The following is a 17,189-nucleotide window of genomic DNA, read 5'->3' as shown; positions in this document are numbered from 1 at the left end:
AGAAAAGTCCAGAGAGGCTTACAAGGGTGTTATATTAAATATGTCCATTTATACTGATTAATGAAGACATATTTAAAAAAACACCCACCTATTTGGTAGGGTGTTTTTTTACGCACTCAATTTATAAGAATTAGCTGCTTATTTGTTTCGATATTTAAAATTTAAATTTTATTTAATCGTGTAGAAAAACAACTTGTGTGTGTATAAAAAGGAGGACTTATCGATGTGTCACCTATTAACAATGTCAGATTTAACAAATGAAGATATTAACGAAATTTTGCAGGATGCCGAGTGGTTTTGGAAGGGAAATACATGGACTACACCGCAAAAAATGTATTCCGTAAATCTATTTTTTGAGCCAAGTACAAGAACAAAGTGTAGCTTTGAAATGGCAGAAAGAAAATTAGGGATGGAGATTATTCCTTTTGAAACGAATACATCGAGTCTTCATAAAGGTGAGACATTATACGATACTGTTAAAACATTAGAAGCGATAGGGGTTGACTTAGCCGTTATTCGTCATAATCAAGATCATTACTATCGAGAGCTAATTCCAAATATAAGGATCCCTATCATAAATGGCGGTGACGGTTGTGGACAGCATCCTACCCAATCACTTTTAGATTTATTCACAATTAAACAGGAGTTTGGAACGTTTAAGGGATTAAATATTACGATTATTGGAGATATATCTCATAGTCGTGTAGCTCGTTCGAATATGGAAGCATTAACTAAACTAGGCGCGAATGTAACATTCTCCGGTCCACCAGAATGGTTTGATCATTCATTCTCTTTAGGGAACTATGCTCCTATTAATCAAGCAATAGAACACGCAGATGTAGTGATGCTGTTACGGATTCAGCATGAAAGACATCAAGGTAAATCCTTTTACTCTGCAGAACAATATCATGACCAATATGGCTTAACTTTAGAACGTGTGAATAGGATGAAAAATGGGAGCATTATTATGCATCCAGCACCAATCAATAGAAATGTTGAAATTGCAGATGAATTAGTAGAATGTAAGAAATCTAGAATCTTTAAGCAAATGGAAAACGGTGTATATATTAGGATGGCTGTATTAAAGCGAGCAGTAGAACATTCATTAAGGGGTTGTTTACATGAATTACATAATTAAAAACGGATATATCTTAGATGAGAACAATAAGGAAGTATTTGTGGATATTCGAGTACAAGATGGCGTAATAAAAGAAATGGGGACTAATTTAGAAGTAAATGGAGAGAACATTTATGAAGCAAATGGTTGCTTAATTGCGCCAGGCTTTATCGACTTACATATTCATTTAAGGGAACCAGGTGGGGAACATAAAGAAACAATAGAAACTGGGACAATGGCAGCAGCTAAAGGAGGGTATACAACGGTGGCTTGTATGCCAAATACGAAGCCAGTTCCTGACACACCTGAACAAATGGAATGGTTGATGAACAGAATAAACGAATCAGGTCATGTAAAAGTATTACCTTATGCATCTATTACAATAGGTCAACTAGGGGAGGAACTAACGAATTTTTCTGGTTTAAAAGAAAAAGGCGCGTTTGCTTTTACTGATGATGGAGTAGGTATTCAAACAGCTGGAATGATGTTTGAAGCTATGAAACGTGCAGCAGCTATTAATATGGCAGTCGTAGCACATTGTGAAGATAATTCTCTTATCTACGGGGGAGCTGTTCATGAGGGCGAGTTTTCAAAGAAATATGGCGTTCCTGGTATTCCTTCGGTATGTGAATCGGTACATATAGCCAGAGACATTCTACTCGCTGAAGCAACAGGTTGCCATTATCATGTATGTCATATAAGTACAAAGGAATCTGTACGAGTCGTGCGAGATGCAAAAAAAGCAGGGATCAATGTTACTGCTGAAGTAACACCACATCATTTACTTTTATGTGAAGATGATATTCCTGGTATCGATACTAATTATAAAATGAACCCACCTCTTCGTAGTAAAGAAGATCGTGATGCTTTAATAGAAGGCTTATTAGATGGAACAATTGACTTCATTGCGACAGATCATGCACCTCATACAAGTGAGGAGAAGGGGAAAGGAATGGAACATGCACCATTTGGTATTGTTGGGTTAGAAACAGCATTTCCATTACTTTATACTCATTTCGTAGAAAAAGGCATTTTTACATTAAAACAATTAATTGATTGGTTGACAATCGCACCGGCTAAAGCTTTCCAACTTACATCCGGGAAACTTGAGGTTGGCGCAGCAGCAGATATTACTGTAATCAATCTAGAGCAAAAAGAAGAGATAAACCATTTAGAATTTAAATCCAAAGGAAAGAATACACCATTTTCTGGATGGAATTGTAAAGGGTGGCCTATTGCAACCTTTGTCGATGGAAAATTGAAATGGAATGCAGGAGGTGCACAGTAATGAAAAGACAACTCATATTAGAGGATGGTACCGTGATGATCGGTCAAGCATTTGGGAGTAATGAACCGACATTTGGTGAAATCGTATTTACAACCGGAATGACAGGCTATCAGGAAACGATTACTGATCCATCCTACTGTGGTCAAATTGTTACATTAACCTATCCGCTTGTTGGTAACTATGGGATAAATCGTGATGATTACGAGTCAATTCAACCAGCAATTAAAGGGTTAATCGTGAAGGAAGCTGCAGATTTTCCATCAAATTGGCGAAATGATATGAGTTTAGATGAATTTTTAAAAATAAAAAATATCCCCGGTATTTCTGGGGTGGATACGAGAAAATTAACAAGAATTATACGTAAACACGGGACCTTAAAAGGGGCAATTTGCGCTGAAACTGTAAATCCCAATGAAATAATTAAACAATTACTAGAAGATAACACGCCAAATAATCAGGTTGAACAGGTTTCGACTAAAAAACTATATCCAAGTCCAGGTAGAGGACATCATGTAGTATTAGTAGATTTCGGCTCTAAACATGGGATTTTACGAGAGTTGAATAAAAGAAATTGTGACGTTACCGTTGTTCCATATAACACAAATGCGGAGGAAATTCTTGCATTAAAGCCAGATGGAGTCATGTTATCTAATGGCCCTGGAGATCCAAAGGATGTTCCAGAAGGAGTAGCAATGATTCAAGGCTTATTAGGGGAATGTCCAATTTTCGGGATTTGTTTAGGACATCAATTATTTGCATTAGCAAATGGAGCAGATACATATAAATTAAAATTTGGCCATCGAGGTGCAAACCATCCAATTAAAGATTTGAAAACGGGTAGGATATATTTTACTTCACAAAACCATGGCTATGCGGTTAGCGAAGAATCTATTCATTCGACACATTTAAAAGTCACTCAAGTTAATTTAAATGATTGTACAATTGAAGGTCTCGAACATGAATTGTATCCAGCATTTACTGTTCAGTATCATCCAGAAGCAGCACCAGGACCAGAAGATACGAATTTCTTATTTGATCAATTTTTATTATCTATTGAGAAATGGAAAGGAACGGTGAAGCAGAATGCCTAAACGTACGGATATAAAGAGTATCTTAGTAATAGGATCTGGGCCCATCATTATTGGTCAAGCGGCAGAATTTGATTATGCAGGGACACAGGCTTGCTTAGCATTGAAAGAGGAAGGATATCGTGTCATACTTGTGAATTCTAATCCGGCAACTATTATGACGGATACCGAAATTGCAGATATTGTTTATATTGAGCCTATTACATTAGAGTTTGTTACTCGAATCATACGAAAAGAAAGACCTGATGCGATTCTGCCTACATTAGGTGGTCAAACAGGATTAAATATGGCGATGGAACTCGCAGAAGCAGGGGTATTAAAAGAGTGTAATGTAGAAGTATTAGGGACGAAATTATCAGCCATTAAACAAGCGGAAGACCGTGATGAATTTCGCAAGCTGATGAAAGAATTAAATGAGCCGGTACCGGAAAGTGCAATCGTTCATAGTTTGGATGAGGCTGTGGAATTTGTAGAAAGGATCGGTTATCCAGTCATCGTTCGTCCTGCGTATACATTAGGTGGTACAGGTGGTGGAATTTGTGAAAGCAAGGAAGAGTTAATTGAAATAGTCACAAGTGGACTAAAAAACAGTCCAGTTCACCAATGCTTACTAGAAAAAAGTATTGCTGGCTACAAAGAAATTGAATATGAAGTGATGCGAGATTCAAGAGACAATGCAATTGTTGTTTGCAATATGGAAAATATTGATCCAGTTGGTATACATACAGGTGATTCCATTGTGGTTGCACCTAGTCAAACATTAAGCGATAGAGAATATCACTTGCTTCGGAATGTTTCCTTGAAAATCATTCGTGCACTAGGAATTGAAGGTGGATGTAATGTTCAGCTTGCCCTTGATCCGTATAGCTTTAACTACTATATTATTGAGGTGAATCCTCGAGTTAGTCGTTCCTCTGCATTAGCCTCAAAGGCTACAGGCTATCCAATTGCCAAGCTTGCAGCTAAAATTGCAATTGGATTGAGTTTAGATGAAATGATGAATCCCGTTACTGGGAAGACATATGCATGTTTTGAGCCTGCACTTGATTATATTGTAACAAAGATACCTCGTTGGCCATTTGATAAATTTGAATCTGCTAACCGTCGATTAGGCACACAAATGAAAGCAACCGGTGAGGTCATGGCAATAGGGCGTACACTGGAAGAGTCATTATTAAAGGCTGTTCGATCCTTAGAAAGTAATGTACATCATTTAGATCTATTGGGTGCAGACCATTACAGTGATGAAATCATTGAAAAAAGGATAAGAAAAGCTGGGGATGAAAGAATTCTCTATATAAGCGAAGCGATTCGTAGAGGTACTGCCATCGAAACTATACATGAATGGAGCAAAATTGATCTTTTCTTTTTACATAAAATCCAGAAAATTATTCAGTATGAGAAACGATTAATTAATCATCCCTTTGATCTTGAAATTGCTACAGAAGCAAAAAAATTAGGTTTTTCAGATATTAAGCTAGCTGAGCTTTGGGAAACGGAAGAACAAACAGTTTATAATTGGAGAAAGAAAAACCGTATACTCCCTGTATATAAAATGGTTGACACATGTGCGGCAGAATTTGAATCAGAAACTCCTTATTTTTATGGAACCTATGAGGAGGAAAATGAATCGGTTATTACAAATAAGAAAAGTGTCATTGTTCTAGGCTCAGGTCCTATTCGAATAGGACAGGGGGTAGAATTTGATTATGCAACAGTCCATTCTGTTTGGGCGATACAAGAAGCTGGTTATGAAGCGATCATCATTAATAGCAATCCTGAAACAGTTTCCACAGATTTTAGTATTTCAGATAAGCTATACTTTGAACCTCTAACAATCGAAGATGTCATGCATATTATCGATTTAGAAAAGCCCGAAGGTATCGTGGTTCAATTTGGAGGTCAAACAGCGATAAATCTTGCACAAAGCTTAGTGGAAAGAGGGGTAAAAATTCTCGGTACATCATTAGAAAGCTTAGATCGTGCAGAAAATCGTGATAAATTCGAGCAGGCTCTACAACAATTAAATATCCGTCAACCACTTGGCAAAACAGCATTTTCAGTTGAAGAAGCTATAACCATTGCAAAGGATATAGGTTATCCAGTGCTTGTTCGTCCATCTTATGTACTCGGTGGTCGTGCAATGGAAATTGTCTATCAAGAAAAAGAATTATTTTACTATATGCAACATGCTGTACAAGTGAATCCAGAACATCCTGTCCTTATTGACCGATATCTAGTAGGAAAAGAAGTCGAAGTAGATGCTATTTCGGATGGAGAGAATATTATCATTCCTGGAATTATGGAGCATATCGAACGTGCTGGAGTTCATTCTGGAGATTCAATTGCTGTATATCCTACCCAAAGTATCTCAAAACAGATGAAAGAAAGAATTGTGGATTATACGACAAGGCTTGCAAAAGGACTTAATATTATCGGTCTTTTAAATATACAATATGTCATTTCAAACGATGAATTATATGTTATTGAAGTTAATCCGCGTTCAAGTAGAACGGTACCGTTCTTAAGTAAAATTACAAATATTCCAATGGCGAATGTTGCAACAAAAGTGATTCTAGGCTTTAAATTAACTGATCTAGGTTTTGAAACAGGATTGGTTGAGGAGAAAGAAGGGGTGTTTGTAAAAGTACCTGTTTTCTCTTTTGCGAAACTTAGAAGTGTGGATATTACTTTAGGCCCTGAAATGAAATCTACAGGTGAGGTAATGGGAAAGGATCGTACAATTGAAAAAGCACTTTACAAAGGATTTATAGCTTCAGGCATGAAGATACACAATTATGGAACTGTCCTTTTTACTGTGGCAGATAAAGACAAACATGAAGCAATCCAACTTGCTAAGCGTTTTGATGCGATCGGATTTACTCTTATGGCAACGAAAGGTACGGCAAAAATTTTACAAACCGAAGGATTATACGTTGAAATTATCGATAAAATTGGATCTGTGGGTGTAACTCTGTTAGATATGATCCGAAATGGAAAAGTCCAACTCATTATTAATACATTAACAAAAGGGAAACAGCCAGAAAGAGATGGGTTTCGAATTCGAAGAGCGGCAGTGGAAAACAATATTCCTTGTTTAACATCTTTAGACACTGCTGAAGCCATTCTAAGAGTATTAGAATCCATTAATTTTTCATCAGAAGCAATGCCAACAAGTCAAAATCGAAAAGATGTGGTCCTACAATGATTAAACAAGAGAATATGAAAATAGTATCCCAAAAGGTAATTGCAACAAATATATTTGAATTAGTACTAGAAGGAGCTCTCGTTAGCGAGATGAATCAACCAGGTCAATTTGTCCATCTACGCATCAATGATACAATGGATCCATTACTAAGAAGACCAATAAGTATTGCAAGCATAGATGCGGAAAACAATCGATTTACGATGATTTATCGAGCGGATGGTAAAGGTACACGAATTTTATCTCAAAAAAGATCCGGAGAAACAATCGATGTGCTTGGACCATTAGGAAATGGATTTCCTATGGAAAGAAAAAAAGGAGAACGGGCACTTTTAGTGGGTGGAGGAATTGGTGTTCCTCCCCTTTACGAACTATCAAAACAGCTAGTTGCAAAAGGTGTAGAGGTTATTCATATTCTTGGGCATGAGACAGCAACTAAAGCATTCTATTACGATGAGTTTACACAATTAGGAAATACATATATTGCAACTGTTGATGGCACATTGGGAACGAAAGGTTTTGTTACAAATGTGTTGGAAAATGAAAATATCCAATTCGATTGTTTTTATTCATGTGGTCCCATGCCAATGTTGAAAGCATTGGAAAATATGTATCCAGAGGTTGAAGGCTATATATCTTTAGAAAAGAGAATGGGCTGTGGGATTGGTGCCTGTTTAGCGTGTGTTTGTCATTTAGTAGATGATTCAACGGGAACAAAATATCGAAAAGTTTGTAGTGATGGACCTGTTTTCCGTATTGGAGAGGTGATCATATGAATCGTTTAAATATAGATTTGCCTGGATTATCATTAAAGAATCCTATAATGCCTGCATCAGGATGCTTTGGTTTTGGGAAAGAATATAGTCAATTTTATGATCTAAGTCAACTAGGCTCAATCATGATTAAAGCGACAACTGCAGAAGCTAGATATGGCAATCCAACGCCGCGTGTTGCGGAAACGCCAGCTGGAATGTTAAATGCCATTGGGTTACAAAATCCAGGACTACAATCTGTTTTGGAAAATGAATTACCTTGGCTTGAACAATATGATGTTCCAATTATCGCCAATGTAGCGGGTTCTCAAGTAGAGGATTATGTAGAAGTTGCAGAAGCAATTTCTAAAGCTCCGAATGTGAAGGCATTGGAATTAAATATTTCTTGTCCAAATGTGAAAACAGGAGGAATCGCATTTGGAACCATTCCAGAAGTTGCAAAAGATTTAACAAAGAAAGTAAAAGCTGTTTCCGATGTTCCTGTTTATGTTAAGTTGTCACCAAATGTTAGTAATATTGTTGATATGGCTAAGGCAGTAGAAGAAGCCGGAGCGGATGGATTAACAATGATCAATACACTCTTAGGAATGAATATTGATATTCGCACTGGAAAACCTATTTTGGCTAATCGGACTGGTGGGTTATCTGGACCAGCAATTAAGCCTGTAGCCATACGAATGATTTATGAAGTAAGTCAAAGAGTGTCAATTCCGATTATAGGTATGGGTGGTATACAATCAGTTGAAGACATCATTGAATATTTTTATGCGGGTGCAAGTGCAGTAGCCATAGGAACAGCAAATTTTATCGATCCCTTAATATGTCCAAAATTAATTAAAGAGCTTCCGGAGAAATTAGATGAATTAGGAATTTCTCATATATCAGAACTCATAGGAAGGAGCTGGAAATAACATGGTAAATACCCCAATTATCGCTTTAGATTTTCCAAATTATGAATCAACAATGAACTTTTTAAAACAATTTGAAGCTGAATCGCTTTATGTAAAAGTGGGGATGGAATTATTTTATCAGACTGGTCCTTCATTAATAGAGCATTTAAAACGTACTGGACATCAGATATTTCTAGATTTGAAGCTTCACGATATCCCTCATACTGTTCATAGTGCTATGAAAGGATTAGCAGGATTAGGCATTGACATGGTCAATGTACATGCTGCAGGTGGTTTGAAAATGATGAAAGCTGCTTTAACTGGCTTGGAGGCTGGGACGAAGCATGGGGAAAAACGTCCATTATTAATAGCTGTAACCCAATTAACGAGCACTTCTGAAGAGGAGATGCAAAAGGAGCAATTAATTCAGCATTCATTAACAGATTCTGTTCTGCATTATGCGAAGCTTACTTATCAGGCTGGATTAGATGGAGTAGTATGTTCAGCATTAGAGGCCAATGAAATAAAAAAACATACTAGTCATGAATTCCTCTGTGTGACACCCGGTATTCGCTTGGAAGGGGATGCTATTCATGACCAAAAAAGAGTTGTTACACCACAAGAGGCTAGAAAGATTGGATCAAGTGCGATAGTAGTTGGTCGATCCATTACTCAGTCAGTCGAGCCTTTGCAAACCTATTTACACGTTAAACAATTATGGAGGGATATTGAACATGACAACATCTAATGAAATTGCAGAAAAACTATTATCTATCGAGGCAGTATTTTTAAAACCTAATGAACCATTTACTTGGTCATCAGGAATATTATCTCCCATTTATTGTGATAATCGACTAACACTTTCATATCCCGCACTTCGAAAGGAAATTGCCAAAGGGTTAGTGGATCTGATTCAGAATCACTTTCCAGGTACTGAAATTATTGCCGGAACTGCTACTGCTGGAATTCCTCACGCTGCTTGGATAAGTGACCTGATGGAACTTCCTATGTGCTATGTTCGTTCAAAAGCTAAAGCACACGGGAAAGGAAATCAAATTGAAGGCAAAGTAGCTATAGGGAAAAAGGTTGTAGTAGTAGAAGATTTAATCTCCACAGGAGGTAGTGTTATTACCGCTGTAGAAGCCTTAAGAAGTGCTGGTTGTGAGGTATTAGGTGTGGTTTCAATATTTACTTATGAACTTGTGCAAGGGAAGGAACAGTTAAAAGAAGCAAATATTCCTACACATTCTTTAGTGACGTATTCCACTCTAATTGACGTTGCCTTGCAAAAAGGAATCATTTTAGATTCCGATTTAACTACACTGAATGACTGGCGTAAAAATCCTTCTGAATGGAAGCGATAAAAGAGTAAGAGGGGTATCTTAGTTATAAGATACCCCTGTTTTAATGAGCATAGTGTATTTAATTTCATTACGTTATTCGCTTAAGTATTATTGTTTTAAATGAATTTTACATTAAAAATAGTGCTTGAGACCGTCAAACGGCTTATTATTTCTTCATGCTTAAAACTTTATCAGCGGTCGGTGTAACATAAACGGTTTGTTGTTGCTCATAAATAACAAATCCAGGTTTAGCACCATTCGGTTTTTTAACATTTCTAACTTTTGTATAATCGACTGGTACTGAACTAGAGTCTTTTGCTTTACTGAAGTATGCGGCTAAATTAGCTGCCTCCAGTAATGTCTCTTCACTTGGGTTTTTACTTCTAATAACGACATGAGAACCTGGAATATCTTTTGTATGTAGCCAAATTTCATCTCTGGCTGCTAGCTTATTTGTTAAGTAATCATTCTGTTTATTATTTTTACCGACTAATATTTCCGTTCCATCCGATGAAGAATATGCTTCAACCGTTAATTTTTGAGCTTTATTTTTTGTTCCTCGTTTCTGTCTCAATTTTATATATCCTTCTTCTGCTAATTCAGTTCGAATCTCTTCAATATCCTTTGGTGATGCAGATTCCATTTGCTGCATTAAGCGTTCGAAGTATTGAATTTCAACAGCAGCTTTATCTATTTGTTCCTGTACAATTCCAATCGCATTCTTCGCTTTTTGATATTTCGAAAAATAGGCTTGTGCATTGGCTGATGGTGATTTTCTCGGATCTAGAGAGATATTCACAGTTTTGGCATGTTCATCATAATAATTGACAACCTCAATTTGCTCCATTCCTTTTTTTACTAAATGAAGATTAGCGGTCAACAATTCTCCATATAGTTGATATTGATCAGCATTCTTTGCATCGATTAAAGTGGTTTTTAATTTTTCTATCTTACTTTCGTTCTTTTCTTTTTCATTCTTAATAAATCGTTCTAGATCATGACCCTGCTGTTTTACACGATCTCTTTCTGCTTTTCCGAAGTAATATCGATCAAGCATCTCACTAATTGTTTCAAATGATTTGACTTCCCCTTCTAGATAAGTAATTGGGAGAAGATAGAAAGCTTCTTTTGTTGTAGAACTAGTGATAGATGGCAAATATTTATGCTGTTTCAATTCGTTCATTATACTTAGAAAAGCTTGAGGTATCGTCACTCGATTGGCTAAGCCGGCATTGTGAACGATCTCTTTAGTTAATAATGGTGACATTCCAGAAAAGTGCTCCACTATTTGCTTGTCAATTTTTCCACTATTAAAATCAAGTGTCCGTAAAATATCATCTTCTGAGGCTGATAGTGGATTCAGTTTATCCTGTTTTGGTGGAGCAATATATGTTTGCCCTGGAAGAATTGAACGATAACTATTAACAGCAGGTGGAACATGCTTAATACTATCTAATATCATATTTCTATCTTTATCGACTAGGATGATATTACTATGTCTTCCCATAATTTCAATATATAGTTGTTTATATGATATATCCCCGATCTCATTTCGACCTTTTATTTCAAAAATAACTACACGATCAAGTTCAGTTTGATAAATATCCTCAATTAAATATCCTTCCAAGTGTTTTCTGAGAAGCATGCAAAACATCGATGGTTCTTGGGGATTTTCATGCTGTTCTTTCGTCAATTGTATTCTAGCATAGCTGGGATGCGCTGAAAGAATCAGTTTATGATTCTTTCCGTTCGCGCGAATAATCATAATCATTTCATTTTTATAGGGTTGGTGAATTTTATTGATTCTTCCACCTTTTAATATATCTGCAAGCTCTTTTGTCATTGCTCTTGTAAATAATCCGTCAAAAGACATTTGTTCACAATCCCTTACTACTATATTTCTAATTCTGCGGTTGTAACATTATCCCCGTTTTATTGTAGAAAATTTTCCTGTTGAAAATGAAAGTGTAGTCTGTCTTTTCACTTGGTTATCGGGGCAGACATTACATTTTAGCTTTTTCTTAATCATTATATCATTTTTTTGGACAGGGCTGAATATCTTGATACTAGGTGGACAACTATGGGTTTGGTAAGGGGAGAGTGTATTGTGAATGATGTTCCATGAAATGAAAGAAAAAGACGTAGAAAAAATATTGAATACGAGTATTGAAAATGGTCTAACAGCAAGTGATGTTGAGAAAAAAAGAAAGCAGTTTGGATGGAATGAGCTCCAGGAAGGTGAGAAACAATCTGCATTCCTGCTTTTTATTAGCCAGTTTAAAGATTTTATGATTCTAGTTCTATTAGCGGCAACTCTTATTTCTGGTTTATTAGGTGAATATATTGACGCTATAGCTATTATTGCAATTGTATTGATTAACGGGTTTTTAGGTTTTTTTCAGGAAAGAAGAGCTGAGAAATCTTTACATGCATTAAAGGAATTGTCGGCACCACAGGTCACCGTTCTAAGGGATGGGCAGTGGCACAAAATCCCTTCAAAGGAAGTCGTTGTCGGAGATATTATTAGATTTTCTAGTGGGGACCGAATAGGTGCAGATGTTCGTTTGGTACAAACCGTAAATCTTGAAATTGAGGAATCAGCTTTAACTGGTGAATCAGTACCTGCTGTTAAATCGATTGCACCTCTTTCGAATAGCCATGCAAGCTTAGGTGATCTTGAAAATATGGCCTTTATGGGTACAATGGTGACGAGAGGGAATGGTCTTGGTATTGTAACAGGAATTGGTATGAACACGGCAATGGGAAAAATTGCGGACATGATTCAAAATGCAGAGAACTTAGTTACTCCACTTCAAAGAAGATTAGAGCAATTGGGTAAAATCCTTATTACTGTAGCTTTAGGATTAACATTATTAGTTGTGGTTGCTGGCGTCGTTCACGGACATGATTTGTACACTATGTTTTTAGCGGGAGTTTCTCTAGCTGTTGCTGCCATTCCAGAAGGCCTACCAGCAATTGTCACGATTGCCTTATCATTGGGTGTTCAACGAATGATACGAAAAAATGCAATCGTTAGAAAATTGCCTGCCGTTGAAACATTGGGCTGTGCATCAGTCATTTGTTCTGATAAAACAGGTACAATGACCCAAAATAAAATGACAGTTACTCATTTGTGGAGTGGGGGTAACACATGGAATTTAACAGGTACGGGCTATAATCCTAAAGGAAGCTTTTATATAGAGGATCAAGAAATTACACCGCAAAATGAAAAAAGCTTATATCAGCTTTTAACATTCGGTCTACTTTGCAATCATGCAGAATTGAAAAAGAAAGATGATGAATTCATTATTGATGGTGATCCAACTGAGGGAGCTTTGCTTGTATCCGCGTTGAAGGCGGGATTAACGAGAGACTCTTTATTAAAACAATTTAAAATAGAAAAAGAATTCCCTTTCGATTCAACAAGGAAAATGATGAGTGTGATTGTGAAAGATAAGAATGGACGGCGATTTGTTATAACCAAAGGTGCACCAGATGTTCTCCTTGGTTTGAGTGAATCTGTATTGTGGGGAGGAAAACAACAATATTTAAATGAAGAATTGAAAAATGCTATCGAATCCTCAGTGGAACATTTAGCTTCAATGGCATTAAGGACCATAGCAATTGCGTTTAAACCAATTCAAGAACAAACAGTAATACTAAATGAAAGAGATGCCGAAAAGGGATTAACCTTTGTTGGTATTCAAGGGATGATTGATCCACCACGCCCTGAAGTAAAGCAAGCTATTAAGGAGTGTCGTGAGGCAGGAATTAAGACAATAATGATTACCGGTGACCATGCAATCACTGCTAGATCAATTGCAGGACAATTAGGGATCTTTAGAGGAAAGGAAAAAGTGATGGAAGGGGCGGAATTAAATAATCTTTCACTAGATGCGTTGGAGGAAGTAGTGGAAGATGTTGCAGTTTTTGCCCGGGTTTCACCTGAGCACAAATTAAAAATTGTGAAAGCATTGCAAAATCGTGGGCATATTGTTGCAATGACAGGTGATGGAGTTAATGATGCACCAGCAATTAAGTCTGCCGATATTGGAATATCTATGGGAATTACAGGCACTGATGTGGCAAAAGAGGCATCATCTCTTATCCTGTTAGATGATAATTTCGCAACAATCAAAGCGGCAATTAATGAAGGAAGAAATATTTATGAGAATATCCGTAAATTTGTCCGCTATTTGCTCGCTTCAAATGTTGGAGAAATTTTAGTTATGTTATTTGCTATGCTTCTATCACTGCCATTACCATTAGTCCCTATCCAAATTTTATGGGTAAACTTAGTAACTGATGGTTTACCGGCCATGGCTTTAGGATTGGATAAACCGGAAGATGATGTGATGAGGCGTAAGCCAAGACATCCTAAAGAAGGAATATTTGCAAGAAGGCTTGGTTGGAAAGTCATTTCAAGAGGTTTCCTTATAGGTATTGTTACATTGCTTGCCTTTTTAACAATTTACCATAAAAATCCTGAAAATTTAGCATATGCGCAAACAGTTGCATTTGCAACTCTTGTATTGACACAGCTTATCCATGTATTTGATTGCCGTAGTGAAAAATCAATTTTTTCGAGGAACCCATTTGGCAATATGTATTTAGTTTGGGCAGTAATTTCTTCTTTACTATTGATGTTACTTGCGATATATGTACCAGCATTGCAGCCGATCTTCCACACGATACCAATTGAACCGAAGGACTGGATGCTAATCATTGGTTTAAGCTCAGTTCCAACTTTTTTACTTGCTGGATCACTTTTTGTAAGAAAAAAGGCTTAATATATGATATAATTCCAAAGGTAATAGAGTGTCACTCTATTACCTTTCTTTTGCATTACATATACTTTGTAAATACATTTCCAAATAGGACAAGGGATGTGATTGTATTGGTTTATAGTATGACGGGGTATGGGAGTAGTAAAAAAGAATCCTCTCTATTTGGAGTAACAGTTGAGATAAAATCTGTGAATCACCGATATTGTGAAATAAATATGCGAATGCCAAGACAATTAATGAAAATTGATGATAAAATAAGAAAGAAAATCGGGGAATATGTGAATAGAGGAAGAATTGAAGTCTTTGTAACCATTGATGGTGAAGGATTGACACATAGAAGTTTACATATTGACTGGAAATTGCTTGATGATTATTATCAGTTTATAAACCAATTAAAGAAGAGATATGATATTGCTGAGGAAATTCACTTAGAGGATCTATTATCTAATGATAATTTACTTGAAATTGTAGAAAAAGAAGATGAAAATGAAGAGGTTAATCATCTTGTTATCGAGGCAGTATCTGAAGCAGTTCATCAATTAATGAGCATGAGAGAAATAGAAGGAAATGAACTCCAAAAAGATCTAACGAACCAGTTAAATCGTTTTGAGGAACTTCTTGAAAAGGTAAAAGGATTTGCACCAACTGTTATCGAACAATATCAAGTAAGATTGGAAAAAAGAATAAAGGAATTTACGGTAGGCATAATTGACGAATCTAGAGTATTAACAGAAGTGGGGATATTTGCAGACAAAGCAGATATTAATGAAGAAATAACTAGATTGGAAAGTCATATTTCTCAATTTAAAAATATATTATCGTTAAAGGAACCGATTGGAAGAAAACTTGATTTCATGATGCAAGAAATGAACAGAGAAGTTAACACGATTGGTTCAAAAGCAAATCACTCTCAAATTGCTGCGTTAGTAGTAGATTTAAAAACTACATTGGAGAAAATGAGGGAGCAAGTACAAAATATTGAATAAAGAGTTTAATCTTTCATTATCGGGTCAAAATAGACTATTAGTTGGTAGGGGATTATGATGTCTATAAAACTTATTAATATTGGTTTTGGAAATATTGTTTCTGCCAATCGAATTATTTCGATTGTTAGTCCTGAATCAGCCCCAATTAAACGGTTGGTGCAGGAAGCGAGAGATCGTGGAAATTTAATTGATGCTACTTACGGGAGACGTACACGTGCAGTTATTATAATGGATAATGATCATGTTATTTTATCTGCTGTCCAACCTGAGACAGTGGCTCATCGTCTTAGTAGTAAAGACGATAATGGTGAAGAAGGGTAGGAATTTTTTTCATGAAAGAAAAAGGATTATTAATTGTACTTTCTGGACCTTCAGGTGTTGGAAAAGGAACAGTCAGAAAGGCTATATTTTCCCATGAAGATACAAACTTTGAATATTCAATCTCTATGACAACAAGAAAGCCTCGTGAAGGTGAAGTGGACGGCGTTGATTATTTCTTTAAATCTAGAGATGAATTTGAAGCGTTAATAAAACAGGATAAGTTACTTGAATACGCTGAGTATGTAGGGAATTACTATGGTACTCCAATTGATTATGTAAAGGAAACTTTAAATTCTGGAAAGGATGTATTTCTAGAAATTGAGGTTCAGGGAGCAAAACAGGTGAGAGAAAAATTTCCTGAAGGCCTGTTTATCTTTCTTGCCCCACCAAGTCTTATGGAATTACAATCTCGGATTGTTACACGTGGTACAGAATCTGATGAACTAATTAATAATCGTATGAAAGAAGCAAGAAAAGAAATTGAAATGATGAATTTATATGATTATGTTGTAGAAAATGATCAAGTGGAAGCTGCTTGTGATCGCATTAAGGCAATTGTACTGGCCGAACATTGCAAGACAAGTAGAATTGCACCAAGATATAAAAAAATGCTGGAGGTTGAATGATATGTTATATCCTTCTATTGACAAATTACTTAAAATTATTGATTCAAAATATTCCTTAGTATCTGTAGCAGCTAAGCGTGCACGGAATCTTCAGGAAGATGGAAAAGAAACGCTTGATCATTTTGTTTCGCAAAAATATGTAGGAAAAGCACTTGAAGAAATCTATGCGAAAACATTAGTAATGAAAACTAATACAGACAAGGAACAAGCATAATAAGGTGAAAACAACCTATCAAATAGGTTGTTTTTTCTTTTTTAAGCACTTTTCTCAAACATTGTTGCTATAAAGTGTAAAGTTTGAAGTCATAAGTTGAACGTATCATTACCATGAAGGAGAAAATTGAGTGGGTACGGTAACAAAAGCGATCGATAGATTACCGTGAAGGAGAAAATAGATTGAGCGCGGTAACGAAAGTGAGCGATAGATTACCGAGAAGGAGGAAAAAGTGTGAGCGCGGTAACGAAAGCGATCGATTGAATGCCGTGAATGAACCGATTCACACAGCAATCCCCTTTCATTTCTCGAGAAAAGAGCTGAAAACTACATAAGATAGCTCTGAATTCTTTATTAGGTGTAAAAGCCTGCAGTATGGTTTTACCCAAAAGCAACAAATATATGAAAACGGCTTTTCTTGTTTAATCTCTTTTCTTGGACTAGACTGCTATTTATAATAGAGTAAATATCTTAAAGTAGTTAGTTATTGATGATAGAGCTAATTAAAAGGACATTTATTCTCGAAAATTAGTTATTACAAAGACAGGATT

At 36.2% G+C, this 17,189-nt stretch carries 14 protein-coding genes; 13 read left to right on the top strand and 1 reads right to left on the bottom strand.

The window, feature by feature from the left end; translation table 11 throughout:
• Window positions 1–223 precede the first annotated feature (223 nt).
• From I5818_RS16130 to pyrE, 8 genes are read left to right on the top strand one after another with little or no spacing between them, the layout of a single operon-like run.
• Window positions 224–1,138: an aspartate carbamoyltransferase catalytic subunit gene (locus I5818_RS16130; protein WP_071976640.1), complete on the top strand. Its 915-nt coding sequence runs from the start codon at window positions 224–226 to the stop codon at window positions 1,136–1,138.
• A complete protein-coding gene (locus I5818_RS16125) occupies window positions 1,122–2,405 on the top strand; it encodes a dihydroorotase (RefSeq protein ID WP_078109726.1) in 1,284 nt (427 codons plus the stop codon). Before I5818_RS16130 ends, I5818_RS16125 begins: the two co-directional genes overlap by 17 nt.
• The gene (locus I5818_RS16120) at window positions 2,405–3,496 is read left to right on the top strand and encodes a carbamoyl phosphate synthase small subunit (protein ID WP_139358108.1); all 1,092 of its coding nucleotides are present in this window, start codon (window positions 2,405–2,407) and stop codon (window positions 3,494–3,496) included. The genes I5818_RS16125 and I5818_RS16120 overlap by 1 nt, the downstream gene beginning before the upstream one ends.
• On the top strand, window positions 3,489–6,701 hold the full coding sequence (carB, locus tag I5818_RS16115; RefSeq protein ID WP_078109725.1) for a carbamoyl-phosphate synthase large subunit: 3,213 nt from the start codon (window positions 3,489–3,491) through the stop codon (window positions 6,699–6,701). Before I5818_RS16120 ends, carB begins: the two co-directional genes overlap by 8 nt.
• Window positions 6,698–7,474, top strand: a complete 777-nt coding sequence (locus I5818_RS16110; RefSeq protein WP_071976643.1) for a dihydroorotate dehydrogenase electron transfer subunit — start codon at window positions 6,698–6,700, stop codon at window positions 7,472–7,474. The genes carB and I5818_RS16110 overlap by 4 nt, the downstream gene beginning before the upstream one ends.
• A complete protein-coding gene (locus I5818_RS16105; protein ID WP_058002587.1) occupies window positions 7,471–8,382 on the top strand; it encodes a dihydroorotate dehydrogenase in 912 nt (303 codons plus the stop codon). The genes I5818_RS16110 and I5818_RS16105 overlap by 4 nt, the downstream gene beginning before the upstream one ends.
• Before the next feature lies 1 nt (window position 8,383).
• Window positions 8,384–9,109 carry an orotidine-5'-phosphate decarboxylase gene (gene pyrF / locus I5818_RS16100; protein ID WP_078109724.1) on the top strand — a complete coding sequence of 242 codons (726 nt, stop codon included), beginning with the start codon at window positions 8,384–8,386 and terminating at the stop codon, window positions 9,107–9,109.
• Window positions 9,096–9,725, top strand: a complete 630-nt coding sequence (gene pyrE, locus I5818_RS16095) for an orotate phosphoribosyltransferase (protein ID WP_058002589.1) — start codon at window positions 9,096–9,098, stop codon at window positions 9,723–9,725. The genes pyrF and pyrE overlap by 14 nt, the downstream gene beginning before the upstream one ends.
• Window positions 9,726–9,870: 145 nt before the next feature.
• On the opposite strand, the gene I5818_RS16090 is transcribed toward pyrE, so the two are convergent.
• On the bottom strand, window positions 9,871–11,577 hold the full coding sequence (locus I5818_RS16090) for an Rqc2 family fibronectin-binding protein (RefSeq protein ID WP_071976646.1): 1,707 nt from the start codon (window positions 11,575–11,577) through the stop codon (window positions 9,871–9,873).
• Between the two features lie 238 nt (window positions 11,578–11,815).
• Here I5818_RS16090 and I5818_RS16085 point away from each other — a divergent pair, with 238 nt between their 5' ends.
• The 5 genes from I5818_RS16085 (at window position 11,816) to rpoZ (ending at window position 16,638) form a co-directional block, all read left to right on the top strand.
• Window positions 11,816–14,494: a calcium-translocating P-type ATPase, SERCA-type gene (locus tag I5818_RS16085; protein WP_071976647.1), complete on the top strand. Its 2,679-nt coding sequence runs from the start codon at window positions 11,816–11,818 to the stop codon at window positions 14,492–14,494.
• 107 nt (window positions 14,495–14,601) lie between these two features.
• On the top strand, window positions 14,602–15,477 hold the full coding sequence (locus I5818_RS16080) for a YicC/YloC family endoribonuclease (protein WP_058002592.1): 876 nt from the start codon (window positions 14,602–14,604) through the stop codon (window positions 15,475–15,477).
• A 57-nt stretch (window positions 15,478–15,534) separates the two neighbouring features.
• Window positions 15,535–15,798, top strand: a complete 264-nt coding sequence (gene remA, locus I5818_RS16075) for an extracellular matrix/biofilm regulator RemA (protein WP_058002593.1) — start codon at window positions 15,535–15,537, stop codon at window positions 15,796–15,798.
• Window positions 15,799–15,809: 11 nt separating this feature from the next.
• A complete protein-coding gene (gene gmk / locus I5818_RS16070) occupies window positions 15,810–16,424 on the top strand; it encodes a guanylate kinase (protein WP_058002594.1) in 615 nt (204 codons plus the stop codon).
• Between the two features lies 1 nt (window position 16,425).
• Window positions 16,426–16,638: a DNA-directed RNA polymerase subunit omega gene (rpoZ, locus tag I5818_RS16065; protein WP_071976648.1), complete on the top strand. Its 213-nt coding sequence runs from the start codon at window positions 16,426–16,428 to the stop codon at window positions 16,636–16,638.
• Window positions 16,639–17,189: the final 551 nt, after the last annotated feature.

The sequence above is a fragment of the Heyndrickxia oleronia genome (assembly GCF_017809215.1).
Lineage (GTDB): Bacteria > Bacillota > Bacilli > Bacillales > Bacillaceae_C > Heyndrickxia > Heyndrickxia oleronia.
The sequence above is the reverse complement of the archived record's forward strand: the minus strand, read 5'-3'. Positions and strand labels throughout refer to the sequence as shown.